This is a genomic window from Bacillus sp. ABR, assembly GCF_056172715.1.
Window position 1 is genome coordinate 557,511 of the sequence record NZ_JAOYSL010000001.1, and the last position, 25,063, is coordinate 582,573.

Consider the following 25,063-nt stretch of genomic DNA (forward strand, 5'->3'; position numbering starts at 1 on the left):
GTCAAAAGACATATTGACCATAAAGTTCAGGTGTAGAACAATAAACATGGGGAGGCGTAGCTTGTGACTAAAGTAAATATTGTAATTATTGATGACCACCAATTATTCCGTGAAGGTGTCAAACGGATTTTAGATTTTGAACCTACTTTTGAAGTAGTTGCAGAAGGAGACGACGGTGACGAAGCTGCACGTATCGTAGAACACTATCATCCGGATGTTGTCATTATGGACATTAATATGCCGAATGTAAATGGTGTTGAAGCTACAAAGCAGCTTGTTGAGCTTTATCCCGAATCAAAAGTCATTATTCTATCTATTCATGATGATGAAAACTATGTAACACATGCATTGAAAACAGGAGCGAGAGGCTACCTGTTAAAAGAAATGGATGCAGACACACTCATCGAAGCAGTGAAAGTTGTAGCTGACGGAGGCTCTTATTTACATCCGAAAGTCACTCATAATTTAGTAAATGAATTCCGACGCCTAGCAACTAGCGGCGTTTCAGCACATCCACAGCACGAGGTATATCCTGAAATTCGCAGACCACTTCATATCTTAACTAGACGTGAATGCGAAGTTCTTCAAATGTTAGCTGACGGAAAGAGCAACAGAGGAATTGGTGAATCGCTCTTTATTAGTGAGAAAACAGTCAAAAACCACGTGAGTAACATTTTGCAAAAAATGAATGTAAACGACCGTACACAAGCTGTTGTTGTAGCAATTAAAAACGGCTGGGTAGAAATGAGATAATGTTCCGGACAAGTACTCCTTTTTCGCCTGTTTTTTGTTCTCTCACATTTTAGCTGGAGGGAAATGATAGACAGGGTAAGGAGTCTTTTTCGGATATAGCGGGCTTGCCTATTGATTAGGCAGGCTTTTTTGATTACTATTATAAATCTAATGAAAAAATGATCATTCTTTTAAAATAAAAAAGAGTAACTTAACGAATAAGGAAGGTATTTAAGAATGAAAATAGCCGTTGTAACAGACAGTACTGCTTATCTACCACAAGAGCTACGTGATAAATATAATATTCATATGATCCCCCTCAACGTCATCTTTGGCAGTGAATCATACCGTGAAGAAATAGAAATGGACTGGAAGACATATTATGAAGAAATCAAAAAACACAAAGATCTTCCAACAACCTCTCAGCCTGCTTTTGGTGAATTAATAGCCTTATATGAAAAACTAAGTGAAACATACGACGCCGTGATTAGTATTCACCTTTCAAGTGGAATTAGTGGAACGTATAATAGTGCTGCCTCAGCGAATGATCTAGTTGAAGGGATTGATATTTACCCGTTTGATACAGAAACAAGCTGTATGGCACAAGGTTTTTATGTGTTAGAAGCTGCTGAAAAAATCCAAGAAGGTGCTTCTTTAGAAGAAGTGTTAGCACATCTAAATTACCTGAAAGAAAGTCAGCGGGCGTATTTTATGGTAGACGATTTAACTCATTTGCAAAGAGGCGGCAGATTAAATGGTGCACAGGCTTTTATTGGAAGCCTCTTAAAGGTAAAGCCTATTCTGCATTTTGACAACAAGCTAATTGTCCCTTTTGAGAAGATTCGCACACGTAAAAAAGCCATTTCACGTATTTTTGAATTATTTGATGAAGATGCATCACGTGGTGTTCCGATGAGAGCAACACTGATACATGGTAATAGAGAAGAAGAAGCAGAAGAATTAATTGCGCACTTATCAGAAAAATATCCTCATGTTGAATTTTATAAAAGCTACTTTGGTGCCGTGATCGGCACCCATCTAGGTGAAGGCTCTTTAGCTCTTGGCTGGGTGATTAGATAATTCCTAAAAAACCTCTTTTCTTATGGAAAAGGGGTTTTGTTTTTCTATTTTACCCGTTGGACGAAAGGTCATGTCTTTGCGCATAATAGGCAAACATCAATTGAAAGGTGTTTGGTTAAGTTGAATATGGACAAAGCAATGGAACTAATGCGGCAGCTGCATTCACGCCATTTGCTCACCGCCGAAACAAGGTGCCCACAGTACAAATTGGATTGGCTGGAGGAGAAGGGCTTAGTCAATCGAACACCTGCGATTGAGAGGAAAGCAAATGGTTTTACATGCTGCCGGTGCGGTGTATCACACAAGCGGTACTTTGCTCACTCTCCATGTGAAGTGTGTCAAAAGGATTGTGTGTACTGTAGGTCATGCATCATGATGGGAAAAGCAACTGAATGTGGGTTTCTTTATGAATGGACAGGTCCACAAAAAGTAGAAACATATCGAGCTGAATTAACATGGCAGGGAGAGCTGTCTAAAGGACAAAAAAGAGCGTCAGAAAAAATGATTGAAGCTATCAAAAGCAAATTTGATCTGCTTGTTTGGGCGGTTTGCGGGGCAGGGAAAACGGAGGTGCTTTTTCACGGAATCGAATATGCGTTAAATCAAGGAATGAGTGTCTGTATTGCGACCCCTAGAACAGATGTTGTGCTTGAACTCGAACCACGACTTAGAAAAGCATTTCAAGGGATGACAATAGCCGTACTTTATGGAGGCAGTTCTCAAAGGTTTCAGATTGCACCGCTAGTGATCGCCACAACCCATCAGCTGATGAGGTACAAAAATGCATTTGATGTGGTCATTGTAGATGAAGTCGATGCCTTTCCTTATTCAATGGATGAACGTCTCCAATTTGCTGTTCTAAAGGCGATGAGAAAGAACGGAGGGGTTAGGATTTATTTAAGTGCGACACCCTCTAAAAAAATGACGAGAGAGGTTTCTAGTGGAAAACTGGAAGCGATAAAAATTCCTCTGCGTTTTCATAAACAACCATTACCCGTACCGACCTTTCATTGGATTGGACATTGGAAAAAGAAATTAAAAAAGAATCAGCTGCCCCGTAAAGTGATGAATTGGATGCAGAGACATATTGCAAATAAAAGAAGAGTATTACTTTTTGTTCCTTCAATTGCTACCATGAAGAAGGTAACGAAAATTCTTCGAGAACACTCCTTAAACGTGGAGGGAGTGTCTGCCGATGATCCAGATAGGAAACAAAAGGTTCAGCACTTTAGAGATTACGTATACGATGTACTAGTTACAACCACTATTCTAGAAAGAGGCGTAACCATTCCAAATGTTCAAGTGGGGGTATTAGGTTCGGAATCTACTATTTTTACAGAGAGTGCACTTGTTCAGATTTCTGGAAGAGTAGGCAGACACCCGGATTATTGTACAGGAGACGTTTTCCTTTTTCATTTTGGTTTAACGAGAAGTATGAAACAAGCAAAGAAGCATATCGTTAAAATGAATGATACGGCTGCAAATGAGTTTTCTGAAAAACAGTGTGGGTTCAACTAAATCATGGTACATTATATTCACAATACACAAATGGCAGGAGAGACAAAATATGCTACTCAATGCAAAAGAAATACTACTCAAGGAAATTCTCTATCAATATCTCAACCAATTAAACATGATTTGTCATTGTGAAAAGTGTATGGAAGATGTATTAGCAATTTCACTGAATCAAGTGAAACCACAATATATAACAGACATCGATAAAATATCTTACAGTAAATCTGAGATGGTGGATAAACAGAAGAATACTGCTATGCTAGTTATTCTGACAGAAGCAGCTTCCAAGGTCTCCGCATTTCCAAGGTGTGAAAATCGTCTGCTGCTGAACAAGAAAAACAATTGAATTGCCAAATTTGTGAGGGACATTTTGTGCCGGCTTTTACCTGGAAATCATTCCTACTATTAAATGATGATCGTCTTTGTGTAGCATGTAAGAATGACTTAGTAAAGATTGAGCGTCCTATTTGTCCAACGTGTGGAAGGGCGCAGTCAAATGACCAAATGTGCCAGGACTGCGATAGATGGAATGAACGCCCTGATTCTACTAAAGTTCTTGTGAAAAATAGGTCAGTTTATACTTACAATGAGTTGATGAAAGATGTCCTTGCCCGCTTTAAATTTCGGGGTGATACGGCTTTAGTTGAGCTGTTTAAACGAGATGTACAAGCAGCATTTAAACATTCCTTCAGCATAAAAGAACCACTGCTGATTCCGATCCCTTTAAGTCATGAAAGACTAACAGAAAGAGGATTTAATCAGTCCGTCATCATCGCTTCCTTGATAGGTAAGCCAATATTGCAGCCACTCGTGAAAATACATCAAAGTAAGCAGTCCAAAAAAAAGAAAAATGAACGCCTAGATCAAAAAGGATTGTTTCAAATAAAGCATACAGATGTGATTGTTCAAAGGGATATTATATTAGTTGATGATATCTATACAACGGGAGCAACCATTTATGATGCAGCAAGAATTTTAAAAGACGCAGGTGCCAAAAGTGTTTCTTCTTTTACGTTGATACGTAGTTAAAAATCATGATAATTAACCGATAATAAGAAAAGAAAATAACGTAAGGGGTTTTGGTTATGAATCAATTGGCAAACTGTCCACAATGTAATCAGCTATTTTTAAAAACCACCATCCAAACGGTTTGTAACAAATGCTATGAAGAAGAAGAACGTTCTTTTGATATCGTATATAAATTCTTAAGAAAACAAAGTAATAGACAATCAACCATCGCTGAAATAGTAGATGCAACTGAGGTTGATGAAGAATTAATCTTGAAATTTATTCGTTTGAAAAGACTGCAAATTAGTCAATTTCCGAATATTAATTATCCTTGTGAAAGATGTGGCAAAGCGATCAGGAAAAACAAGCTATGTAGCCAATGTGAACAGGATATTCATTCGCAAATCAGCCAAATGAACCAAGAAGAAGAGCGTAAAAGGGAGATTGAATCTAGGAAAAAAGACACCTATTATGCCATTAATCCTAAAAACGACTGATTCCCTAAACTAAGTTGCAGTTTGGTCGATAAAATGGATAGAATCAAGACAGACTGTAACGGAAAGCGAGAGGAATCCCGTGAAAATTAATCGATATGGAACACAACCAGTAAATCCTTACAAGAAAACATATGAGAAACAAACGTTGCAATCGAATCAAGCGAAATCAACTGATAAAGTCGAAATTTCTAAAAAGGCAATCGAAATGCAAAAGGTGCCGAATATTATGAGAGAACGTCAAGATAAAATTGACCAAATTAAAAAAAGCATTGAAGCCGGAACATATCAAGTAGATACAAAAGGCATTGCAGATAAAATGCTGAATTTTTATAAACAACAATAACAAAAGGGAGCAGCGTGAATGTCAGTTAAAATAATTATTGAAGAACTGCATCGTCTCTATGGATTGCATGAACAGCTATTAAAGTTGTCTAAGGATAAAACAGAAATGCTGAAAAGCAATGAGATTGATGCTCTTTCAGAGGTTCTGAATTTAGAGCAAAAGTATATTCAGGCCATTTCTCAATTAGAAGAAAAACGAATTGAAGCGACCGTTCAATTTTTACAAAGTGATCAATCACCAACCATCACTGCATGTATCGAAAAGGCTGAAGGTACAGATCAAGAAGAGCTCATTTCATTATATGAGAAACTAAATGACATCATGGTGGAACTAAAAGATGTAAATGAACTGAACAAGCAGCTTATTCAGCAGTCACTTCAATTTATTTCACTGACATTCGATCTCGTTAACCCCAATAAAGAAAATATGAATTACGGACAAAATGGTCTTGAGAGTTCAAAGCCTAAACAGCAAAGGGCTTTGTTTGATTCAAAGGCGTAAACAAGGAGGATACCAATGGGTTCTACATTCATGGGACTAGAAACGGCAAAAAGAGGAATCACAGCCCAGCGTGCAGGGCTTTATGTCACATCAAACAACGTCTCCAATGCAAATACGGAAGGCTACTCAAGACAAAGAGTGACCTTTAAAGCAGAAAATCCTTATCCAGTCCTTTCTGTTTATGATGGAAAGACGTATGGTCAAATGGGGACAGGTGTACAAGTTGGAACGGTTGAAAGAATTCGAGATAGCTTTTTAGATCTACAATATAGAGATCATAACAACAACTTGTCTTACTACTCAACGAAGTCAGATGCCCTTTCACAGATGGAAGGGGTTATGAATGATTTGACGGATGAAGGCTTGAACAGAGCTTTTGATAACCTATGGAAATCATTACAGGTCTTATCAGAAACAAAAAATGCTGATACAGCTTCTGCACGTACAGTTGTTAAAACAAGTGCACAGGCTCTAGTTGACCAATTCCGTCTGCTCAATTCTTCTTTAACAACGGTACAAAAGAATTTGAAAACGGAACTCGATTCAACAGCCAAAGATGTGAACACTCTATTATCTCAAATAGATGAAGTGAACAAACAGATTGCAGCAGTTGAGCCAAATGGATATCTTCCAAATGATCTTTATGATACACGTGATACTTTGGTAGATCAATTATCCTCACTTGTTGATATTAAGGTCAGCTACAATCCACCTGGCGGTAATGCACTTAAAATTGCTGAAGGAACTGTCAATATCGACATTATCGGTGCAAATGGACAATCTGCTGGAAACATTTTGAATGGTATTACAAATGAAAAGTCTGAACTGCAAATCTCTTACGATAATACTACGGGACTTGTTAACTCACTTCAATTCGGAACAACAACTATTGCAGCGGATCAATTACAAGTAAACGGTAAAGTAAAAGCACTTGTTGAGGCTTATGGCTACATGTCAAACGGTGCTGAAAAAGGCATGTATCCAGATATGCTTGCAGAACTGGATGAAGTAGCAAAAGTATTCATGGATACATTTAACGATGTACATAAGCAGGGGTACACGTTAACTGGTGCAAGTGGACAAGACTTTTTTGATATCGAGAATAACAATGAGTTGAATAAAGGTTTGGCAGCTCGTATTAAAGTGAGCGATGTCATTTTAGCATCAACAGATAATATTGCAGCATCTCTCAATCAAACTCAAGGTGACGGTTCGAATGCTACGAAATTAGCTAATATACAAGACTTAAAATTACCAATCGGCGGAAATACAACGACCATTCAGGATTATTACCAAAATGTTATTGCTGAGATGGGGGTACAAGGGAAAAAGAACATGACGCTTGAAAGCAGTTCAGCTGCTCTTGTCAATTCAGCCAATGAACGTAGAATGTCGACTAGCGCTGTCTCCATCGATGAAGAAATGACGAATATGATCCAATTCCAGCATGCATATAATGCGGCTGCGAGAATTATGACATTACAAGATGAAGTACTGGATAAGGTAATAAACGGCATGGGTGTCGTAGGAAGGTAGGGATAACGGATGCGAGTCACACAAGGTATGATTTCTCAAAACTCACTTCGAAATATTAGTAAAAGTTACGAAAAACTTTCTAAAATTAATGAGCAGGCACAAACAGGAAGACGTTTCACGAATACGTCTGATGATCCTGTTGCAGCAGTAAAAAGCCTTCAATATAGTACTGCCTTGTTTCGAAATGAACAGTATAAAAATAACTTAAATGAAGCACAAAACTGGATTGATACATCTGAAACAAGTGTCACTGAAATTATTGATATTATGTCAAATATACGAGATAAAGTGCTTGATGCGGCAAACGGAACAAAGCAGCCAGAAGATTTAGCAGCTATCGGAGTGGAAATTGGTCAGATGAAGAATCAAATCATCGATGCAATGAACACTCAAATGCTAGGTAAGTTCGTATTTAATGGGACAAATACAAATGTTAAACCAGTTGTTGAGAATGCAGACGGAACGTATACATTTAACTTCGAAAATTATACAGATGCGAATGCTGTTCAAGCGAATATTTCTGATGGGATTACTTTAAATGTAAACTCAAATCCAATCTCAGCGTTTGGTGGACAGGCCAACGGTCAAAATGTCATTGAAATGCTGACTGATTTAGAAAATTCATTGAAAAATGGAACATTCGCGAATTCTGATGATGCATTAGGAAGTATCGATCAGTTTAAAGAAGTGATGAGTGCTGAGCGATCTGACCTAGGAGCGCGTTCGAATCGTGTTGACTTAGTAGGAAGTCGTTTGACTTCACAATACCAAGTATTGAAAAATGCTAAATCAGATAATGAAGATGTTGAAAGTGAAAAGGCAATTCTTGATCTTCTTCAACAAGAGACGGTGAATAGAGCTGCTTTAGCGACAACAGCTAAAGTCATTCAGCCATCCCTTGTTGATTTCTTAAGATAATAAAAAGCATCCGTAGGGTGCTTTTTTGCATCATGGAGGTGAATATATGCAAATCCCTAGATTGTTAATGCAGCAAACCTATGCAAAGCTTCAAATGTCGACAACTCCTTCTAGGCAAGAAGTAGAGCAGCCACGAGCGGACCTTGAGATTCAGCAGCCGCGCGCTGTCATGGATATCAAAAGGACACCGTCGAAATTAACCATTGATCAAACCGAGGCATTTGCCGATATGGACATCAAGTCGATTTTTAGACGTTCTGAGGAATGGGCAGCTGAGGGGAAGCGGGCTGTTGGAGAAGGAATGGGCCGAAGAGCGGAAGAAGGAAGTGAACTTATCAAGATCGAGAATGGTGGAAATGCGATTGCTGAATTTGCCAAGATCAACGGCAGTCCTCCAGCAAAACAATTCACCATTGGTGTGATACCTTCATTCTTTAGTGTGAAAATTCACTATCAGCCTTCTGAGCTTCAAATTGATGTGGAGCCGCAAAAAGCTATCATAGAGGCAACACCTCATAAACCAATCGTTAACTACCAGCCAGGTAAGGTCAATATTGATATGTTACAATACCCAGAATTAAAAATAGAAGTTGACGAAACGGGCCAAAATGGTGATAAGGTATAGTTAAGAAAAACGAAAAGGTCGTGAATTATGATCATTCAAACAAAATACCATGGTGAAGTGACAATCAAAGAGGAGCAAATCATCAACTTCTCTAACGGGATACCAGGATTTCTGGATCAAAAACAGTTTGTCATTTTGCCTTTATCAGAAGAATCTCCGTTTTTAGTTCTTCAATCATTGAAAAACGCAGCATTAGGCTTTATCGTCAGCAGTCCGTTTTTATTCTTCAATCAATACGAATTTGATTTAGACGAAACGGTTGTAGACATTCTGGAAGTAGAAGATGCCAATGATGTGGAAGTAATGGTTATTTTAACAATGGAATCATCTATTGAAAAAACAACAGCTAATTTAAGAGCGCCTATTATTGTGAACCGGAAAAACATGAAAGCCAAGCAGGTGATTTTGCATGATTCAGCCTATCATACAAAACATTTGTTAGAGGTGGCATCCTCATGTTAGTGCTGTCTCGTAAATTAAACCAGTCAATTCAAATAGGCGATGATATTGAAGTCAAGATTATTTCAATCGAGGGCGATCAAGTGAAAGTCGGGATTGAGGCTCCTAAGCACATTGATATTCACAGGAAAGAAGTGTACCTGTCTATTCAAGAAGAGAACAATCGTGCTGCGAGCTTATCCTTAGATATCCTCTCTCAATTATCCTCACAAAAAAAGTGAGGATTTTTTTATTGCATTCAGCTGTCCTTCTCCGTGTGAAAGCGTTCCGATACAGATGTTCATGATCTATAGGAAACTTTAACAAATCGGTCCATCTATATTTAATTTGCAAATTCAAAGCCGATATAAAAGATAGATTAAAGCACAGGAGCTGAATAACTATGTCTGTTGGTAAGTTGACATCACTAGAGCCAATTATCGATGCATTTCAAACCCGTGTTTCTAATAACCAGAATGACAATGTAAACTCTGACTCACAAGCAAATGGCAGGGCTGTTTCAAAAGAAGAAATTGAAAAAACGCTTCAAGGCGCAAACAAGCTGATTGAACCTACTCAATTTCATCTTCAATTTGAATTACATGAAAAACTCAATGAATATTATGTCAAAGTCGTAGATAACCAAACAGAAGAAGTTATTAGAGAAATTCCTTCCAAGGAATGGCTTGATTTCTATGCGGCAATGACAGAAATTGTCGGTTTATTTGTAGATAAAAGAATGTAAATGAAGGGAGAACATAAACAATGGTCAATCGTATTACTGGATTTTCAAATGTGTTCGATATTGATGAAATCGTATCAAAGCTGATGAAAACGGAGCAGGCACCACTTGATAAAATGACACGCCAGAAACAAACACTTGAATGGCAAAGAGACAGCTATCGCGAGGTTAACTCGAAAATCAAAGAATTAGATGATTTGATCAACAGTTTAAACTTAACGCGTCCAAGTACATATGGCGCAAAAAAGGTAACAAGCTCTAATGAATCTGCTGTCACAGCAACTGGGTCAACAAATGCGACCTCTGGCTCTATTCATGTCACTCAACTAGCGACAGCTTCTGTCTTCAAATCCTCTGGTACATCTGGATTTACACCAGCAAATGGCACGTTTACGTTTGAAGTGACGACACCAGATTCAACAAAACCGAAAATGGTGACGATCAATACCTCTGATTCCGATACAATCGATGACATCGTGAAAAAGCTGAACAGCGCGCAATTAGGTGTGACGGCTTACAAAGGCCAAATCTCTGATGGCACTAACTACGTGGATACAATTGCTCTTACTTCTCGGACAACTGGTGAGGGTGTCAGTATTAAAGCAGCTGATGGCAATTCAGCTTCATTTTTAACGCAATTAGGCTTCCAAGTAGATGGAGATAACAAATTAGTTGCGACCACTCAAGGACAGAAAGCGCAATACGAGATTAATGGTCTGAAAATGGAAAATAACAACAATACATTCACACAGGCTGATATTACGTACGAACTTAAAGGAACAACGGATCAGCCTGTCAGCTTAAACGTTTCAACAGATGTGGATGCAATCTATGACAAAATTAAACAATTTGTTGATAAATACAATGAGCTCGTTGAGCAGATTAATGGTAAAGTCAATGAAAAGAAAAACAGAGACTATCAACCATTAACGGCTGAAGAGAAAAAAGGGATGTCTGAAAAAGAAATAGAGCTATGGGAAACGACTGCGAAGTCTGGCTTGCTGAGAAGTGATTCCATTTTACGATCTGGTGCCTCTAAAATAAGAAGTGATTTGTATGCTAATATTACGACAAGTGATGCGAATAAAATCCAACTCACACAAATCGGTATTGAGACATCATCCAAGTATAAAGATGGCGGAAAGCTGGAATTTAGTAAAGATATAAATGGAGTAGAGAAATTAAGAAAAGCCATTGAAGAAGACCCGGAGAAAGTCAGACAAATGTTTATCTCGGGTAGTTTAAATGTGGATTCAAAAGATAAAGACAAAGCACAGCAGCAATATCAAGAACAAGGAATCATTTATCGTGTCAAAAATTCCTTAACTGCCTTCACGAAGAGCATTCAAACAAAGGCGGGAAGCACAACAATGGAATTAAAGGAATACGGACTTGGTAAGGACCTTGATTCTTTGACAAAACGAATGAGTACATTCCAAGATCGTTTAAAAATGGTTGAAGCCCGTTACTACAAAAAGTTTAACGCCATGGATAGTGCAATTCAAAAGCTAAACAACCAATCTGGCTACCTTTCTCAACTGCTTGGACAATAATTGGAGGTTTATAACATATGGCAATACAGAACCCTTATGCCGCCTATCAGAAAAATTCTATTGAGACCGCAACACCTGCCGAGTTGACGCTTATGCTTTATGAAGGCTGCTTAAAGTTCATCAGAATAGCGAAGCATGCCATTCAAAAAGAGGATGCAGAAACGAGAAACTTGAACCTGAAAAAGGCTCAAAACATCATTCAAGAATTAAATGTCACCTTAAATCGTTCCTATGACGTATCAAAGAGTATGGCAAGTATGTATGATTACATTTATCGCAGACTGATAGAAGCTAATCTTCAAAATGACGAAGAGATATTGAATGAAGTAGAAGAGTACGTAACTGATTTCCGTGATGCGTGGAAGGAAGTCATTCAAACCGATCGAAAAGGCCGTCACCACTCTATCGGGGGCTCTCTATGAGTATTGTGGACCAGCTGCGTGATCAAACATTAAAAATGGCAGCAGAAATAGCGGAAAATCCACAAAGTGAGACACTGGTTGAAGACTTTGATGCCTTTTTAATTGAGAGAGACGAATTAATGAGAGATATAAAGCATGAATTGACGGATCAAGAAAAAGAGAAAATCCGAGAAATCATACAAACAGATCAACAGATGGCGAAGCAATTAACGGTTATCCAAAATGGGATAAAAGCAGATATTCAAGCCATTCAAAAAAAGAAAACAAAACAGCTGAATTATCAAAATCCATACCAGCCCATAACAAGTGACGGCGTATATTACGATAAACGGAAATAAATAGGTGAGACCTGTGGCGTATCGTTCAAATGACTATATTTTATTAACCACATATTATGAACTTCTATACACGATAGAAGAGAGTCTAAAATATTTAGATGAAATTGAGAAGGATTTTGACAAAACAGAAGGGGATCGGATCTTTAATGATCTGATCCATGCCTTCTTTCATTTAGACACAACACACCCCCTTCTGCTTTCAATTATTGAAAATGAACACTTTGCCAAAACGATTCGTTCGTTTGATCAAATATTTTTAAGTTTTGATATACTAGCTTTCTATACATTCCCTTCAAATCACTTCCAATCATTCCTGAAATCATATTTTATACCTGAATATAGAAAGTGGATGGATGAAATACATGCCTGTATGAGGCCGTATGTCATTCATTAATTTTTGTCCAATTCAGACCATTCGGAGGAAATTATGAGACTAAAAAATCAATTTTTATTTGGGCTTATTGTCATATGTGTATTGTTTGTCAGTATGTTAGGATTCTCAAGCTTTCTCTATTACAAAACAGATCAATCCTATAAAGCGTTATTAAGCAAGGAAGTGAAGCTTTATCAGACCTCGCTGGAATTAGAGGCGCTTCTGCAAAAGCAGGAAGCACAGATCAAAACATATGTCGTCGTCCAAGATGCTGAAAATTTGCAGAAAATTGAGCAAACATATGAAGATATTAATAAGAAAACAACAGAAGCTTCAAAATTAAGTACGGTCAAACAAGCAAAAAATCTATTAGATCAAATCTCAGAAAAAAATTATCTCTACTACACCTCAACGAATCGATTATTTAATTCATTAAATATGCAAAATCAAAAAGAATTCAACACCCGCCTCACTCAAGAATTACAACCTATCGAACAAGAAATACATACCTTTACAAAAGAATTCGCTCAAAACCAGCTAAAACAACGTGATCAAAAAATCAATCAGCTCAATCAAGATAGTAATCAATTATTGCTTACACTCATTTTGGTCAGTGCAGCGATTATTGTTGGCTTTCTGGTGATTGGTGTCAGATTCGTTCATCGCATGACAAAACCAATTGTTTCTGTCACAAATGCCGCAAGAAGGATGGCAGATGGTGACCTGACCCTTGAAGAGATTGAAGTGACCTCTAAAAATGAGATTGGTCAGCTCGGCACAGCCTTTAATCAAATGACGGCTCATTTGCGTCAGCTTATTTTGCAGGTGCAAAGCGGATCAAGACAGCTTGCTGATTCTGCTGCTCAATTTGAGGAAACCATCAGTCAAACGATATCGGCTAGTGAGCAGACATCTAGCTCGATCGAACAGGTCAGTGAAGCTTCACGTGAACAATCAGATGCGGTCGGAAAAGTCGCCTCTGCCATTCAAGAAGTATCGACTGGCATGCAAAACGCAGCTGTACACACGTCCGATGTTTCGGGTCACTCAATTTCAGTGACTGAAAAGGCTGAAGAGGGTGCCGCTCTTATTCAACAATTTGTGAAACAAATGAGTTCTATTAAAGAGTCTGTGAATGAACACCATTCCACAATGGCCAATGTACAAGCGCAGTTTACAGGCATTCAAGGTCTGTTAGGTCATATCCATGCCATTGCTGACCAGACGAATTTACTTGCTTTAAACGCAGCCATAGAAGCAGCAAGAGCGGGAGAACATGGAAGAGGTTTTGCAGTTGTAGCAGATGAAGTGAGGAAGCTGGCAGAAGAATCTAGTCAGCTGACAGATCAAATTAGTCAATTACTCGAGAACGTGAACAAAGATACAGAAAGGTCATCGCAATCGATGACGAAGGTTGAGCGGGATGTAGCAGAGGGTGTAAAAGTATCACAATTATCTGAACAGAGCTTCCATGAAATCCTGGAATCTATTCGTGATATTTCAATGAAAGCCGAAGAGCTGTCAGCCACTGCAGAACAAATTTCTGCTAGTACAGAGGAAATTTCTCAAACGGTTGGTGTCATTGAAGAAGGTGCGAAACGAAACTCAGAAGAAACAGAATACATGTCTGCTGCTGTTGAAGAATCATTAGCGGCCAATGAAGAGATGAAAGCCGCTGCGGAGGATTTAAAATCCTTGTCTCAATCGCTGAAAACATCGATTTCATCTTTTACCATTTAATGTGCGCTGGTCTTTTTCAAGAATCAGACGAATATATATTCATCACCTATCAAGAAACAGTTGAAGCACCGCAAAATTCGACAAATTTCAATAAATATTCACATTTTTTTTACGTTTGAGCAGGAGAAAAGGAGGGAAAAGTAGAAATAGGTTTACATATCCTTAATTTTAAAGGAGGCGTTCTTTACATGAATTACAATGTCAGAGGAGAAAACATCGACGTAACACCTGCACTAAGAGATCATGTCGAGAAAAAAATTGGAAAGCTGGAGCGTTATTTTGAGACAGATGTTGATGCTTCAGTCAACGTGAACTTGAAGTTTTACAACGATCAAGAATCTAAAGTTGAGGTTACCATTCCAATGACTGATCTAGCACTTCGAGCTGAGGTGCATAATGAGGATATGTACAATGCAGTAGACCTAGCAGCCAGTAAATTAGAACGTCAAATTAGAAAGCACAAAACAAAAGTAAACCGTAAATTCCGCGAGCAAGGTGCCAAAAAGCACTTATTTGCTGGAGGAAATGGTACGGCTGAAGTAGCAGTTCAAGATGACGAAGAGATTGATGAAACAGAAATCGTCAGACAAAAACGTTTCAACTTAAAGCCGATGGATAGCGAAGAGGCCATTCTCCAAATGAACATGTTAGGTCATAGTTTCTTCGTTTTCACAAATGCTGAGACAAATTTGACCAATGTGGTTTATCGCCGAAATGACGGTAAATATGGACTCATTGAGCCAAACGCTTAAATATCAGTTTATGCTGATTCAAAAACAACCTAAATAAAGTAAACCCGTTCCTTTCATAAGGGGCGGGTTTTTTGTGCGAAATTATGGCAAATTCTTTGGAAATGAAAGAAGGTATGGTATGATAAATGCAGGTAAATATGGACCTGTCAAACTTTTGGACATGCCGAAAAATTGCATGAAATAGAGGAGCGTTATTATATGCTTGGAATCTTAAACAAAGTGTTTGATCCTACGAAACGTACGATCAGCCGATATGAAAAAAAGGCAAATGAAATCGAAGCTCTCGCTCAAGATTTTGAAAAATTATCTGACGAGGCTTTACGAAATAAAACGATTGAATTTAAAGAAAAACTTGAAAAAGGACAATCCGTGGATGACCTGTTGGTTGAAGCATTTGCTACGGTTCGCGAGGCTTCCCGCCGCGTAACAGGAATGTTCCCATTTAAGGTGCAGCTTATGGGGGGGATCGCGCTTCACGAAGGCAACATCGCTGAAATGAAAACAGGTGAAGGGAAAACATTGACATCCACGATGCCTGTTTACTTAAATGCTCTTTCTGGAAAAGGCGTCCACATCGTGACAGTCAACGAATATTTGGCAAGCCGTGATGCGCAGGAAATGGGCAAAATTTTTGAATTCCTTGGTTTAACGGTCGGTTTAAACTTAAACAGCTTAGACAAAGATGAAAAAAGAGAAGCGTACGCCGCTGATATCACGTATTCAACAAACAATGAACTCGGCTTTGACTATTTACGAGATAACATGGTGCTCTACAAAGAGCAGATGGTTCAGAGACCACTTCATTATGCTGTGATCGATGAGGTTGACTCCATTTTAATTGATGAAGCGAGAACACCTCTTATTATTTCTGGACAAGCTGCGAAATCAACAAAGCTTTACGTACAAGCCAATGCATTTGTCCGCACTTTAAAAATTGAAGATGATTTCACGTATGATATTAAAACAAAAAGTGTGCAGCTGACTGAAAGCGGAATGACGAAAGCGGAAAAAGCATTCGGCATCGAGAACCTGTTTGATGTCAAACATGTCGCGCTCAACCATCACATCGCTCAGGCGCTGAAAGCACATGTTGCGATGCAAAAAGACGTGGATTACGTGGTAGAAGAAGGCCAAGTAGTCATCGTTGACTCCTTCACAGGACGTTTAATGAAAGGACGCCGTTATAGTGAAGGTCTGCATCAAGCCATCGAAGCAAAAGAAGGTCTTGAAGTGCAGAACGAAAGCATGACACTAGCAACAATTACGTTCCAGAACTACTTCCGTATGTATGAAAAGTTATCTGGTATGACTGGTACAGCAAAAACGGAAGAAGAAGAATTCCGTAACATTTACAACATGCAGGTTGTGTCAATCCCGACCAATCAACCAGTAGTTCGTGATGACCGACCTGATTTAATTTACCGCACAATGGATGGTAAATTTAAAGCAGTGGCTGAGGATGTTGCGCAGCGCTATATGACAGGACAGCCAGTTCTTGTCGGAACAGTAGCAGTTGAGACATCTGAGCTTATTTCTAAGCTGCTTAAAAATAAAGGCATTCCTCATCAAGTGTTAAACGCGAAAAACCATGAGCGTGAAGCACAAATTATTGAAGAGGCTGGTCAAAAAGGTGCTGTGACCATTGCGACAAACATGGCAGGACGTGGTACAGACATCAAGCTTGGCGAAGGTGTAAAAGAACTTGGAGGTCTGGCTGTTATCGGGACAGAGCGTCATGAATCACGTCGGATTGATAACCAGCTTCGCGGACGTTCTGGACGTCAAGGAGACCCAGGGATTACCCAATTCTATCTATCCATGGAAGATGAATTGATGCGCCGATTTGGTGCAGAGCGAACGATGGCAATGCTTGACCGCTTTGGCATGGATGACTCTACACCAATCCAAAGTAAAATGGTGTCTAAAGCCGTTGAATCATCGCAAAAACGTGTAGAGGGGAACAACTTTGATTCCCGTAAGCAGCTTCTGCAATATGACGATGTGCTTCGTCAACAGCGTGAAGTGATCTACAAACAGCGTTTTGAAGTCATCGATTCCGACAACTTAAAATCAATTGTCATCAATATGATCCAATCTTCAATTGAGCGTGCTGTGGGATCTTATACGCCAAAAGAAGAGCTGCCTGAAGAATGGAAACTAGATGGTCTTGTTGAATTAATCAACACGAACTATTTAGACGAAGGTGCCATCACGGTCAAAGATATCTTCGGTAAAGAAGCAGATGAAATCACAACTTTCATCATGGATCGTATTAAAGAAAAATACGATGCAAAAGAAGAAACATTTGGCGAAGAACAAATGCGTGAATTTGAAAAAGTCATCGTTCTTCGTGCGGTGGATTCGAAGTGGATGGACCATATCGATGCAATGGATCAGCTGCGTCAAGGTATTCATTTACGTGCGTATGCACAAACGAATCCGCTACGTGAATACCAAATGGAAGGATTTGCGATGTTTGAGCATATGGTTGCTTCAATTGAAGATGATGTGGCCAAGTATGTCTTGAAATCAGAAATCCAAAACAACCTAGAACGCGAAGAAGTGGTTCAAGGTCAAACAACGGCTCATCAGCCACAAGAGGGCGATGAGGAGAAGACAGTGAAGAAAAAGCCGGTACGTAAAGTCGTAGACATTGGACGAAACTCTCCATGTCACTGCGGAAGCGGCAAGAAATATAAAAATTGTCATGGGAAGACAGAATAAGTAATGGAAAGAGGTGAAAACCTCTTTCTATTCATGTCAGCCCCCATACATCTATGAGGTGAAGGATATGGAATTAGTAGAAATTAGACAAGAGCTTGAAAATATGGCTAGCAGGCTAGCTGATTTTAGGGGGTCTCTTTGACTTAGAAACAAAAGAAGCTAAAATCGCAGAGCTTGAAGCGACGATGTCAGAGGCTGATTTTTGGAATGATCAGCAAAAGGCTCAAGGCGTTATCAATGAAGCCAATGCACTGAAGGATTCTGTGAATTCCTATCATGAGCTCAGTGAATCGCATGAAGAGCTGCAAATGACGCATGACTTATTAAAGGAAGATTATGACGAAGAGCTTCATGCAGAGCTTGAAAAAGAGCTGAAGAACTTAACGAAGCAATTTAACGAATTTGAGCTGCAGCTTCTCTTAAGCGAACCTTATGATAAAAACAATGCCATTCTGGAGCTTCACCCAGGTGCAGGCGGTACCGAATCACAGGACTGGGGTTCTATGCTTCTGAGAATGTACACTCGCTGGGCAGAGCGCAGAGGCTTTAAGGTCGAAACGCTTGATTACCTTCCAGGTGATGAGGCAGGAATTAAGTCGGTGACATTGCTGATCAAAGGGCATAATGCGTACGGTTATTTAAAAGCAGAAAAAGGTGTCCATCGTTTGGTCCGTATTTCTCCTTTTGATTCATCTGGCCGTAGACATACATCCTTCGTTTCATGTGATGTTATGCCGGAATTCAATGAAGAAATTGATATTGATATTCGCACAGAGGATATCAAGGTAGATACGTATCGTGCAAGCGGTGCAGGCGGACAGCACGTTAATACGACGGACTCTGCTGTTCGTATTACACACATTCCAACCAATGTCGTCGTGACGTGCCAAACAGAAAGATCACAAATCAAAAACAGAGAACGTGCGATGAAAATGTTGAAATCGAAACTTTATCAAAAACGGATCGAAGAACAGCAGGCAGAATTGGATGAAATCAGAGGAGAGCAGAAAGAAATTGGCTGGGGCAGCCAGATTCGCTCTTATGTATTCCACCCTTATTCTCTTGTGAAAGACCATCGAACCAATACGGAGATGGGAAATGTTCAAGCGGTGATGGATGGAGATTTAGATTCATTTATCGATGCATACCTACGTTCGAAATTATCATAAAAACTCGGCTTCTTGCCGGGTTTTTTTAATTGTGAGAAAATATAATGAATATAAAGGAATACTTACGACATACTGATTCTATATCCTTTGTATGATGAAATTAGCAAATAAAGGGGGAAATATTTTGGGATTAACACCATTGCAAGAAACGTGGGATTTAGATGCCTTTTTTAAAGGAGGCAGTTCTTCACCAGAATTTAAGACATACCTGCAAACCATTCAGCAGCTATTAGATGAATTACGACAAAAGGTGGATGCCTTTTCAAAAGAAGATACACACATTGAAAGCAAATTAACGTCTGTCCTTGACACGTATGAAACTACATATAAAAAATTGTCTCAAGCAGGTTCATTTGTATCCTGCCTCCAAGCTCAAAATACGAAGGATATGAAAGCAGGCAGCCTTCGAGGTACGATTGCCAAGCTAGAAGCGGATTTAGGAACCATCCTTGCACTGTTTGATCAAGCGCTTGCTGCTATTCCTGCAAACAAGTGGGAAGAACTGATGAATTCAGCAGCCTTTTCAGATGTCCACTACATATTAAATGAGCGAAGAGACCGTGTGAAGGATCAATTACCTGTTGAACAAGAAACACTGATCCAAAAGCTGGCTGTAGATGGGTACCATGCGTGGGATGAGCTTTATTCCAGCTTAGTGAATAAAATTACCATTCCGTTTGAACAGCATGGTGAAACGCAGATGATCTCTGTAGGCCAAGCGGAAAATGCAATGGATGATTCCGATCGTGAAGTCAGAAAGGCCGTTTACCACAACCTAGAGCATGCATGGACACAGGATGAACATTTATTTGCTAGTACGCTCAATCACCTTGCTGGTTTTCGTTTGCAAGTGTATGAAGCAAGAGGCTGGGATCACATTTTAAAAGAGCCGCTTGAAATTTGCCGTATGAAACAAGAAACCCTTGATACAATGTGGTCTGTGATTGATGAACATAAGCAGCCATTCATTGATTATTTACACCGAAAAGCTGAGATGCTTGGAGTGGATAAGCTGAGCTGGTTCGATGTTGGGGCTCCTATCGGCAGTGAGACCAAAATCTATCCTTATCAAGAAGCAGCTGCTTTTATTGTGAAACATTTCGCTGGATTTGGAGAAGAGCTCGCTGCTTTTACAGAAAAAGCCTTTAACGAACGCTGGGTAGAAGCTGAGGACCGTCCAAACAAACGGGTAGGCGGCTTTTGTACAAATTTCCCTGACAGCGGAGAATCACGCATTTTTATGACCTTCTCAGGTAGTCCATCCAATGTGGCGACACTAGCGCATGAGCTTGGTCATTCGTTCCATCAGGACGTGATGCAGGATGTTCGCATTCTGAATCGCAAATACGCAATGAATGTAGCTGAAACAGCGTCCACCTTCGCGGAAATGATTGTAGCTGATGCTTCATTAAAAGAAGCGGCAAATGAAGAGGAGCGTCTCAGCTTGTTAGAGGATAAGCTGCAGCGCAGTGTAGCATTCTTCATGAACATTCAATCTCGTTTCTTGTTTGAACAGCGATTTTATGAAGAGCGTAAACAAGGAGAAGTGCCGGCTGACCGATTGAATGAATTGATGGTCGAAGCGCAGAAGGAAGCGTTTGGTGACTCATTAGATGAATACCATCCTCATTTCTGGGCGTCTAAGCTGCATTTCCATATCACGAATGTTCCATTTTATAATTTCCCATACACCTTTGGATACATGTTCTCGTTAGGAATTTATGCAAAAGCATTGCAGGCTGGTACATCGTTTGAAGAGAAATACATTGCATTATTAAAAGATACTGCTTCAATGACAGTGGAAGATTTAGCTAAAAAGCATCTAGGCGTTGACCTTACCCAAAAAGCATTTTGGGAAGAAGCCATTCGTTTGGCTGTAGCAGATGCTGAAGAATTTTTAGAAGTGACGAAAAAATAAAAATGAAAAGCTCCCGTTATGGGAGCTTTTTTGCTGGCTTCAGCCAATCCAGCATTGTCTGAATGAGATCATTTTGCTGCGACAGGGCTGGAATGTCCGCCGGCTGATCCCCTTTTTGTTTGCCATACATGCCAAATTGCGCATGATTCCCGCCTTTTATTTCATGATAAACGGTTTGAGACGGCAGATTTGCTTTCGATTTCTTGATTTTCTCTTGTGTTGCCAGCCCATCCTTTTCACCTGAAATAGAGAGGACTTTTAGTGACGATTGTTTCAGGTCATCTGATGCTGGATAAGATGCTAGGAAAAAGAGTCCATCTAGCTTGCTCTGATTTTTTTCTGCAAACATAGCGGCAGCTGCTCCGCCAAGTGAATGTCCGCCAATATACCAGTGTTTGATCGTTTGATGATCTTTGATGATGTCCTGCGCTTTGTTTGTATTGAAGATCGCAAAAGAAAATGGCATGTCAGGGATAAAGACAGAGTAGCCTTTTTTCATCAGCGTATCCCCAATATAGGCATACGCAAGTGGTTCCACCTTTGCCCCAGGATAGAGAATGATGCCAGTATCACTTTTTGATGCTTTAAAAGTATAAACATCGTTTTTATGTTCCACTTGCTCCATGTTCACCTGTTTTTTTAATGCTTCTGATGGTCCGTATGTAAAGCGGCTCCATATATAGAAAGCACCAAAAGCTAAGATGATCAGTGCAAGTAATGTCATACCTGTTATCTTCAGTATTTTCTTCATCGCATGCCCCTTCTTTCTCATGTACATATTAAATATACCATCATTTACTCCTATGCCAACCGGCAAGTACGCTGATCCGTCTGTGTGATAAAGTATTAATCCATTAGCACTGCATTTGGCTGTTATTTACAATCGTTTTAAGAGGGCTTAAAATAGGTGTGCATTCAGAAGTAACGGAGGAAGAAAGACATGAAGCAGGGACATTCACAATTTTGGATCGAAGTGAAAAATTATTTGTTCATTTTAATCGGATCTGCCATTGTGGCGATTGGATTTAATACGTTATTATTGCCGAATCAGATTGCAGCAGGCGGTGTGAGCGGAATTAGTACCATTATGCAGTCATTCGGCTTTGAAGCAGCGTATGTGCAATGGGGGCTCAATATTCCGTTGTTTATTGCTGGCTTTTATTTATTAGGCGGTACATTTGGAGTGAAAACACTCGTCGGCTCGATTTTTTTACCTTTCATGGTGTTTGTCACAAGACATATTGCACCTGTCACACATGAAGCGCTGCTGGCAGCTATTTTTGGCGGTGTGGTCATTGGAATCGGTATAGGGCTCGTGTTCCTTGGGAATGGATCAACAGGTGGAACGGCACTCGCTGCCAAAATCATCAATAAGTACACCGGACTCACGCTAGGCACATGCTTAGCGATGATGGATGGTTTGATTGTTCTGGCTGCAATGACAGTCTTTGGAATCGAAGAGGGGCTGTACGCGGTTATTGGTGTGTTTATTTCGAGTAAAACGATTGATGTGGTACAGGCTGGCTTCAGTCATTCGAAAATGGCGATGATCATTACCGGGCATGAAGATGAGGTCAGACAGGCGGTTTTTGATCAAATTGACCGCGGTGTGACGAAGATCTCAGCAGTCGGAGGATATACCGATCATGACCGCCCAATTTTGATGTGTGTCGTTGGGCAGTCACAATTCACAAAGTTGAAACAAGTGGTGAAAGCAATCGATGCATCAGCATTTGTCATTGTAATGGATGCAAAAGAGGTGCTTGGTGAGGGTTTTAAAAGGGCATAAACAAGGATATAATAGCGTTGACCAAATGATTGTAAGGGAGGGAAATAGATGAAAAAAAGCGGATTAACGATGCTATTTGCAGCAATGCTTCTTGTTCTCGCGGCTTGTGGAGGAAATTCAAGCAGCAGCGAAAAAGAAGGCAGCAAAAGTGCTTCATCTGTGAGCAGTGGTGAGGAAATCTATCAGCAAAACTGTATTGGCTGTCATGGGAAAGACCTATCTGGCGGAGGCGGACCAAGCCTGAAAGAAGTAGGGAAGAAATATAATGAAAGCCAAATCGCAGATATTGCGCAAAACGGTAAAGGCTCTATGCCAAGCGGAATGGTAGATGAGAAGCAAGCAAAAGAAGTAGCAAAATGGCTTGCAGAGAAAAAATAAAACCTTTGTCTAATCGACAAGGTTTTTTTGTTTTTTATATGTAGAAAAAGACTTTTGAATAGTATGAAAGCGCATTATATTAAATTTTATTTAAAAAATAAGGGTATAAAGGCACGTTTTTCGGTTTTGGTTGTTCTATTTACCTTTTATTTATAAGTTTTGAAATATAAATGTAATACCATTGCGTCGATTCATGACGTATAATTGGAGTTGTTGAAAATGAGACGATTCAATTTTTTCATCTTTTTGGATGAAAAGGACATAAATTGCTAGTAAGTATCGAAGGGTATGTGCGTAACCATACATAACGTTTTTTGACGAGAAGTGTCAAAACATCATGATAAGCTGTTAGTCAGCGAATAAGAAAAGATTAGGTGATTACATGATTCAAATGAAGGAAGTCTACAAGATCTATCCTAATGGCGTAAAGGCGATCAATGGAATCAATGTCTCTATCCATCCAGGAGAGTTTGTGTATGTTGTTGGTCCCAGTGGTGCTGGTAAATCCACTTTCATCAAAATGATGTATCGTGAAGAGAAGCCAACCAAAGGGCAAATCTTAATTAATAACAAAGATTTAGGTTCAATGAAGGAAAAAGAAATTCCTTACGTAAGAAGAGAAATTGGCGTAGTATTCCAAGATTTCAAGCTGCTTCCAACTCTTACAGTGTTTGAGAACGTTGCATTTGCTCTTGAAGTGATTGGTGAACAGCCTCATATCATTAAGAAAAAAGTGCTTGACGTTCTCGATCTAGTCCAGCTAAAGCACAGAGCGCGCCAATTTCCTGACCAGCTGTCCGGCGGTGAACAGCAGCGGGTATCTATCGCTCGGTCGATCGTCAATAGCCCTGAGGTCGTCATTGCAGATGAGCCGACAGGAAACCTTGATCCAGACACTTCCTGGGAAATCATGAAGACGCTCGAAGAGATTAATAACCGCGGAACAACAGTGGTTATGGCGACACACAACAAAGAAATTGTAAACACCATGAAGAAACGCGTCATCGCAATCGAAGATGGAATGATTGTGCGTGACGAAGCAAGAGGGGAGTACGGAATTTATGATTAAAACTCTCTCGCGGCATTTACGTGAGAGCTTCCGTTCACTAGGAAGAAACACGTGGATGACTTTTGCATCAATTAGTGCGGTTACTGTCACATTGATTTTAGTTGGGGTTTTCCTTGTGATTATGCTCAACTTGAATAACATGGCATCGAACGCTGAAAAAGAAGTAGAAGTAAAAGTATTAATCGAATTAACGGCGAATCAAAAGCAGCAGGATGAATTAAAAGCAGAAATTGAAAAGATTCCTGAAATCAGTAATGTGAAGTACTCATCTAAGGATGACGAACTGAAAGCTTTGATTAAAAGCTTCGGAGAAAATGGACAATCCATGGGACTTGTTGATCAAGAAAATCCATTAAACGATGCGTTCATTGTGAAAACAACAGATCCTCACGATACACCAAAAGTAGCGAAGAAATTAGAAAACCTAAAGGGTACATATAAAGTAACCTATGGGAAAGAAGAGGTCAGCCGACTCTTTAATGTAGTCGGAGTAGCGCGTAATGTCGGCATTGTGCTCATTATTGGGCTGTTATTTACAGCTATGTTCTTAATCTCCAATACGATCAAAATTACGATCTTTGCTAGACGTAAAGAAATTGAGATTATGAAGCTGGTAGGTGCAACGAACTGGTTTATCCGCTGGCCATTCTTCATTGAAGGATTATTGCTTGGTGTATTTGGCTCCATTATACCTATTGCTCTATTGCTTGGCACGTATCAATATGCAGTGGGCTGGGTCGCACCGAGAGTACAGGGCTCATTTATTTCAATGCTTCCATACAACCCATTTGTCTATCAAGTATCACTGATCCTGCTAGTGATCGGTGCAATCATTGGGGTATGGGGAAGCTTAACGTCTATCCGTAAATTCTTAAAAGTATAAATATATTTTGATGGCAGCAT

28 protein-coding genes are annotated in these 25,063 nt (G+C 39.6%); 27 read left to right on the plus strand and 1 reads right to left on the minus strand.

Features of this window, described 5'->3' with window-relative positions; genetic code table 11:
* The first annotated feature begins 63 nt into the window (after window positions 1-63).
* The 23 genes from degU to OIT90_RS02845 all read left to right on the plus strand — a co-directional run bounded on the left by degU (window position 64) and on the right by OIT90_RS02845 (window position 20,924).
* Window positions 64-753 carry a two-component system response regulator DegU gene (gene degU, locus OIT90_RS02735; RefSeq protein WP_008348273.1) on the plus strand — a complete coding sequence of 230 codons (690 nt, stop codon included), beginning with the start codon at window positions 64-66 and terminating at the stop codon, window positions 751-753.
* Between the two features lie 216 nt (window positions 754-969).
* Window positions 970-1,812, plus strand: a complete 843-nt coding sequence (locus tag OIT90_RS02740; protein WP_039181815.1) for a DegV family protein — start codon at window positions 970-972, stop codon at window positions 1,810-1,812.
* 120 nt (window positions 1,813-1,932) lie between these two features.
* Window positions 1,933-3,330, plus strand: a complete 1,398-nt coding sequence (locus OIT90_RS02745) for an ATP-dependent helicase ComFA (RefSeq protein ID WP_143252282.1) — start codon at window positions 1,933-1,935, stop codon at window positions 3,328-3,330.
* Window positions 3,331-3,379: 49 nt separating this feature from the next.
* A complete protein-coding gene (comFB, locus tag OIT90_RS02750; protein WP_039181811.1) occupies window positions 3,380-3,673 on the plus strand; it encodes a late competence protein ComFB in 294 nt (97 codons plus the stop codon).
* Between the two features lie 26 nt (window positions 3,674-3,699).
* Entirely contained in the window at window positions 3,700-4,356 is a 657-nt protein-coding gene (locus tag OIT90_RS02755) for a ComF family protein (protein WP_323128416.1), read from the plus strand.
* Between the two features lie 56 nt (window positions 4,357-4,412).
* Window positions 4,413-4,832 (plus strand): TIGR03826 family flagellar region protein, encoded by a 420-nt coding sequence (locus tag OIT90_RS02760; protein ID WP_039181808.1) that lies wholly within the window; start codon window positions 4,413-4,415, stop codon window positions 4,830-4,832.
* Window positions 4,833-4,911: 79 nt separating this feature from the next.
* Window positions 4,912-5,175, plus strand: coding sequence for a flagellar biosynthesis anti-sigma factor FlgM (gene flgM, locus OIT90_RS02765; protein ID WP_024423620.1), 264 nt, complete (start codon window positions 4,912-4,914; stop codon window positions 5,173-5,175).
* An 18-nt stretch (window positions 5,176-5,193) separates the two neighbouring features.
* The gene (locus OIT90_RS02770) at window positions 5,194-5,676 is read left to right on the plus strand and encodes a flagellar protein FlgN (protein WP_024423619.1); all 483 of its coding nucleotides are present in this window, start codon (window positions 5,194-5,196) and stop codon (window positions 5,674-5,676) included.
* 15 nt (window positions 5,677-5,691) lie between these two features.
* The gene (gene flgK, locus OIT90_RS02775; protein WP_126682364.1) at window positions 5,692-7,212 is read left to right on the plus strand and encodes a flagellar hook-associated protein FlgK; all 1,521 of its coding nucleotides are present in this window, start codon (window positions 5,692-5,694) and stop codon (window positions 7,210-7,212) included.
* A 9-nt stretch (window positions 7,213-7,221) separates the two neighbouring features.
* Window positions 7,222-8,130, plus strand: coding sequence for a flagellar hook-associated protein FlgL (flgL, locus tag OIT90_RS02780; protein WP_041088047.1), 909 nt, complete (start codon window positions 7,222-7,224; stop codon window positions 8,128-8,130).
* A 46-nt stretch (window positions 8,131-8,176) separates the two neighbouring features.
* Window positions 8,177-8,755 (plus strand): DUF6470 family protein, encoded by a 579-nt coding sequence (locus OIT90_RS02785; RefSeq protein ID WP_095409672.1) that lies wholly within the window; start codon window positions 8,177-8,179, stop codon window positions 8,753-8,755.
* A 27-nt stretch (window positions 8,756-8,782) separates the two neighbouring features.
* On the plus strand, window positions 8,783-9,217 hold the full coding sequence (fliW, locus tag OIT90_RS02790; protein ID WP_041088051.1) for a flagellar assembly protein FliW: 435 nt from the start codon (window positions 8,783-8,785) through the stop codon (window positions 9,215-9,217).
* Window positions 9,211-9,435 (plus strand): carbon storage regulator CsrA, encoded by a 225-nt coding sequence (gene csrA / locus OIT90_RS02795; protein WP_060698451.1) that lies wholly within the window; start codon window positions 9,211-9,213, stop codon window positions 9,433-9,435. Before fliW ends, csrA begins: the two co-directional genes overlap by 7 nt.
* Before the next feature lie 161 nt (window positions 9,436-9,596).
* On the plus strand, window positions 9,597-9,938 hold the full coding sequence (gene flaG / locus OIT90_RS02800; protein ID WP_039181788.1) for a flagellar protein FlaG: 342 nt from the start codon (window positions 9,597-9,599) through the stop codon (window positions 9,936-9,938).
* Window positions 9,939-9,958: 20 nt separating this feature from the next.
* Window positions 9,959-11,488 (plus strand): flagellar hook-associated protein 2, encoded by a 1,530-nt coding sequence (locus OIT90_RS02805; protein ID WP_126682363.1) that lies wholly within the window; start codon window positions 9,959-9,961, stop codon window positions 11,486-11,488.
* A 17-nt stretch (window positions 11,489-11,505) separates the two neighbouring features.
* Window positions 11,506-11,910, plus strand: a complete 405-nt coding sequence (gene fliS / locus OIT90_RS02810; protein WP_024423612.1) for a flagellar export chaperone FliS — start codon at window positions 11,506-11,508, stop codon at window positions 11,908-11,910.
* Window positions 11,907-12,248, plus strand: coding sequence for a flagellar protein FliT (fliT, locus tag OIT90_RS02815; RefSeq protein WP_126682362.1), 342 nt, complete (start codon window positions 11,907-11,909; stop codon window positions 12,246-12,248). Before fliS ends, fliT begins: the two co-directional genes overlap by 4 nt.
* 13 nt (window positions 12,249-12,261) lie before the next feature.
* Entirely contained in the window at window positions 12,262-12,642 is a 381-nt protein-coding gene (locus OIT90_RS02820) for a DUF8042 domain-containing protein (protein WP_039181775.1), read from the plus strand.
* 33 nt (window positions 12,643-12,675) lie between these two features.
* Window positions 12,676-14,361 carry a methyl-accepting chemotaxis protein gene (locus tag OIT90_RS02825; protein ID WP_047201869.1) on the plus strand — a complete coding sequence of 562 codons (1,686 nt, stop codon included), beginning with the start codon at window positions 12,676-12,678 and terminating at the stop codon, window positions 14,359-14,361.
* 188 nt (window positions 14,362-14,549) lie between these two features.
* Complete coding sequence (gene hpf, locus OIT90_RS02830; protein WP_024423608.1) at window positions 14,550-15,113, plus strand: ribosome hibernation-promoting factor, HPF/YfiA family; 564 nt, start codon at window positions 14,550-14,552, stop codon at window positions 15,111-15,113.
* A 198-nt stretch (window positions 15,114-15,311) separates the two neighbouring features.
* The gene (gene secA, locus OIT90_RS02835; protein WP_034281086.1) at window positions 15,312-17,837 is read left to right on the plus strand and encodes a preprotein translocase subunit SecA; all 2,526 of its coding nucleotides are present in this window, start codon (window positions 15,312-15,314) and stop codon (window positions 17,835-17,837) included.
* 67 nt (window positions 17,838-17,904) lie between these two features.
* Window positions 17,905-19,006, plus strand: a protein-coding gene (gene prfB / locus OIT90_RS02840) for a peptide chain release factor 2 (protein ID WP_098677688.1) whose coding sequence is annotated in 2 segments (ribosomal slippage) — window positions 17,905-17,976 and window positions 17,978-19,006 — 1,101 coding nt in all. Because the reading frame shifts where the segments join, the coding sequence is not laid out codon by codon here.
* 124 nt (window positions 19,007-19,130) lie between these two features.
* Window positions 19,131-20,924: a M3 family oligoendopeptidase gene (locus tag OIT90_RS02845; protein WP_369879976.1), complete on the plus strand. Its 1,794-nt coding sequence runs from the start codon at window positions 19,131-19,133 to the stop codon at window positions 20,922-20,924.
* A gap of 16 nt (window positions 20,925-20,940) precedes the next feature.
* On the opposite strand, the gene OIT90_RS02850 is transcribed toward OIT90_RS02845, so the two are convergent.
* Entirely contained in the window at window positions 20,941-21,675 is a 735-nt protein-coding gene (locus OIT90_RS02850; RefSeq protein ID WP_268464342.1) for an alpha/beta fold hydrolase, read from the minus strand.
* Window positions 21,676-21,864: 189 nt separating this feature from the next.
* Between OIT90_RS02850 and OIT90_RS02855 the strand changes: the two genes are divergently transcribed.
* The 4 genes from OIT90_RS02855 to ftsX all read left to right on the plus strand — a co-directional run bounded on the left by OIT90_RS02855 (window position 21,865) and on the right by ftsX (window position 25,043).
* Window positions 21,865-22,713, plus strand: a complete 849-nt coding sequence (locus OIT90_RS02855) for a YitT family protein (RefSeq protein ID WP_024426245.1) — start codon at window positions 21,865-21,867, stop codon at window positions 22,711-22,713.
* Window positions 22,714-22,761: 48 nt separating this feature from the next.
* Window positions 22,762-23,091 carry a cytochrome c551 gene (gene cccB / locus OIT90_RS02860; protein ID WP_058837547.1) on the plus strand — a complete coding sequence of 110 codons (330 nt, stop codon included), beginning with the start codon at window positions 22,762-22,764 and terminating at the stop codon, window positions 23,089-23,091.
* A gap of 382 nt (window positions 23,092-23,473) precedes the next feature.
* The gene (gene ftsE / locus OIT90_RS02865; RefSeq protein ID WP_024423601.1) at window positions 23,474-24,160 is read left to right on the plus strand and encodes a cell division ATP-binding protein FtsE; all 687 of its coding nucleotides are present in this window, start codon (window positions 23,474-23,476) and stop codon (window positions 24,158-24,160) included.
* Window positions 24,153-25,043: a permease-like cell division protein FtsX gene (ftsX, locus tag OIT90_RS02870; RefSeq protein WP_039181755.1), complete on the plus strand. Its 891-nt coding sequence runs from the start codon at window positions 24,153-24,155 to the stop codon at window positions 25,041-25,043. Before ftsE ends, ftsX begins: the two co-directional genes overlap by 8 nt.
* Window positions 25,044-25,063: the final 20 nt, after the last annotated feature.

What these genes read in the sequence shown, in the direction of transcription:
- OIT90_RS02740 (WP_039181815.1), top strand. Translation starts at nt 970, where the DNA reads ATGAAAATAGCCGTTGTAACAGACAGTACTGCTTATCTACCACAAGAG.
- comFB (WP_039181811.1), top strand. Translation starts at nt 3,380, where the DNA reads ATGCTACTCAATGCAAAAGAAATACTACTCAAGGAAATTCTCTATCAA.
- OIT90_RS02760 (WP_039181808.1), top strand. Translation starts at nt 4,413, where the DNA reads ATGAATCAATTGGCAAACTGTCCACAATGTAATCAGCTATTTTTAAAA.
- OIT90_RS02770 (WP_024423619.1), top strand. Translation starts at nt 5,194, where the DNA reads ATGTCAGTTAAAATAATTATTGAAGAACTGCATCGTCTCTATGGATTG.
- flgK (WP_126682364.1), top strand. Translation starts at nt 5,692, where the DNA reads ATGGGTTCTACATTCATGGGACTAGAAACGGCAAAAAGAGGAATCACA.
- flgL (WP_041088047.1), top strand. Translation starts at nt 7,222, where the DNA reads ATGCGAGTCACACAAGGTATGATTTCTCAAAACTCACTTCGAAATATT.
- OIT90_RS02785 (WP_095409672.1), top strand. Translation starts at nt 8,177, where the DNA reads ATGCAAATCCCTAGATTGTTAATGCAGCAAACCTATGCAAAGCTTCAA.
- fliW (WP_041088051.1), top strand. Translation starts at nt 8,783, where the DNA reads ATGATCATTCAAACAAAATACCATGGTGAAGTGACAATCAAAGAGGAG.
- csrA (WP_060698451.1), top strand. Translation starts at nt 9,211, where the DNA reads ATGTTAGTGCTGTCTCGTAAATTAAACCAGTCAATTCAAATAGGCGAT.
- flaG (WP_039181788.1), top strand. Translation starts at nt 9,597, where the DNA reads ATGTCTGTTGGTAAGTTGACATCACTAGAGCCAATTATCGATGCATTT.
- OIT90_RS02805 (WP_126682363.1), top strand. Translation starts at nt 9,959, where the DNA reads ATGGTCAATCGTATTACTGGATTTTCAAATGTGTTCGATATTGATGAA.
- fliS (WP_024423612.1), top strand. Translation starts at nt 11,506, where the DNA reads ATGGCAATACAGAACCCTTATGCCGCCTATCAGAAAAATTCTATTGAG.
- fliT (WP_126682362.1), top strand. Translation starts at nt 11,907, where the DNA reads ATGAGTATTGTGGACCAGCTGCGTGATCAAACATTAAAAATGGCAGCA.
- OIT90_RS02825 (WP_047201869.1), top strand. Translation starts at nt 12,676, where the DNA reads ATGAGACTAAAAAATCAATTTTTATTTGGGCTTATTGTCATATGTGTA.
- hpf (WP_024423608.1), top strand. Translation starts at nt 14,550, where the DNA reads ATGAATTACAATGTCAGAGGAGAAAACATCGACGTAACACCTGCACTA.
- secA (WP_034281086.1), top strand. Translation starts at nt 15,312, where the DNA reads ATGCTTGGAATCTTAAACAAAGTGTTTGATCCTACGAAACGTACGATC.
- OIT90_RS02850 (WP_268464342.1), bottom strand. Translation starts at nt 21,675, where the DNA reads ATGAAGAAAATACTGAAGATAACAGGTATGACATTACTTGCACTGATC.
- OIT90_RS02855 (WP_024426245.1), top strand. Translation starts at nt 21,865, where the DNA reads ATGAAGCAGGGACATTCACAATTTTGGATCGAAGTGAAAAATTATTTG.
- cccB (WP_058837547.1), top strand. Translation starts at nt 22,762, where the DNA reads ATGAAAAAAAGCGGATTAACGATGCTATTTGCAGCAATGCTTCTTGTT.
- ftsE (WP_024423601.1), top strand. Translation starts at nt 23,474, where the DNA reads ATGATTCAAATGAAGGAAGTCTACAAGATCTATCCTAATGGCGTAAAG.
- ftsX (WP_039181755.1), top strand. Translation starts at nt 24,153, where the DNA reads ATGATTAAAACTCTCTCGCGGCATTTACGTGAGAGCTTCCGTTCACTA.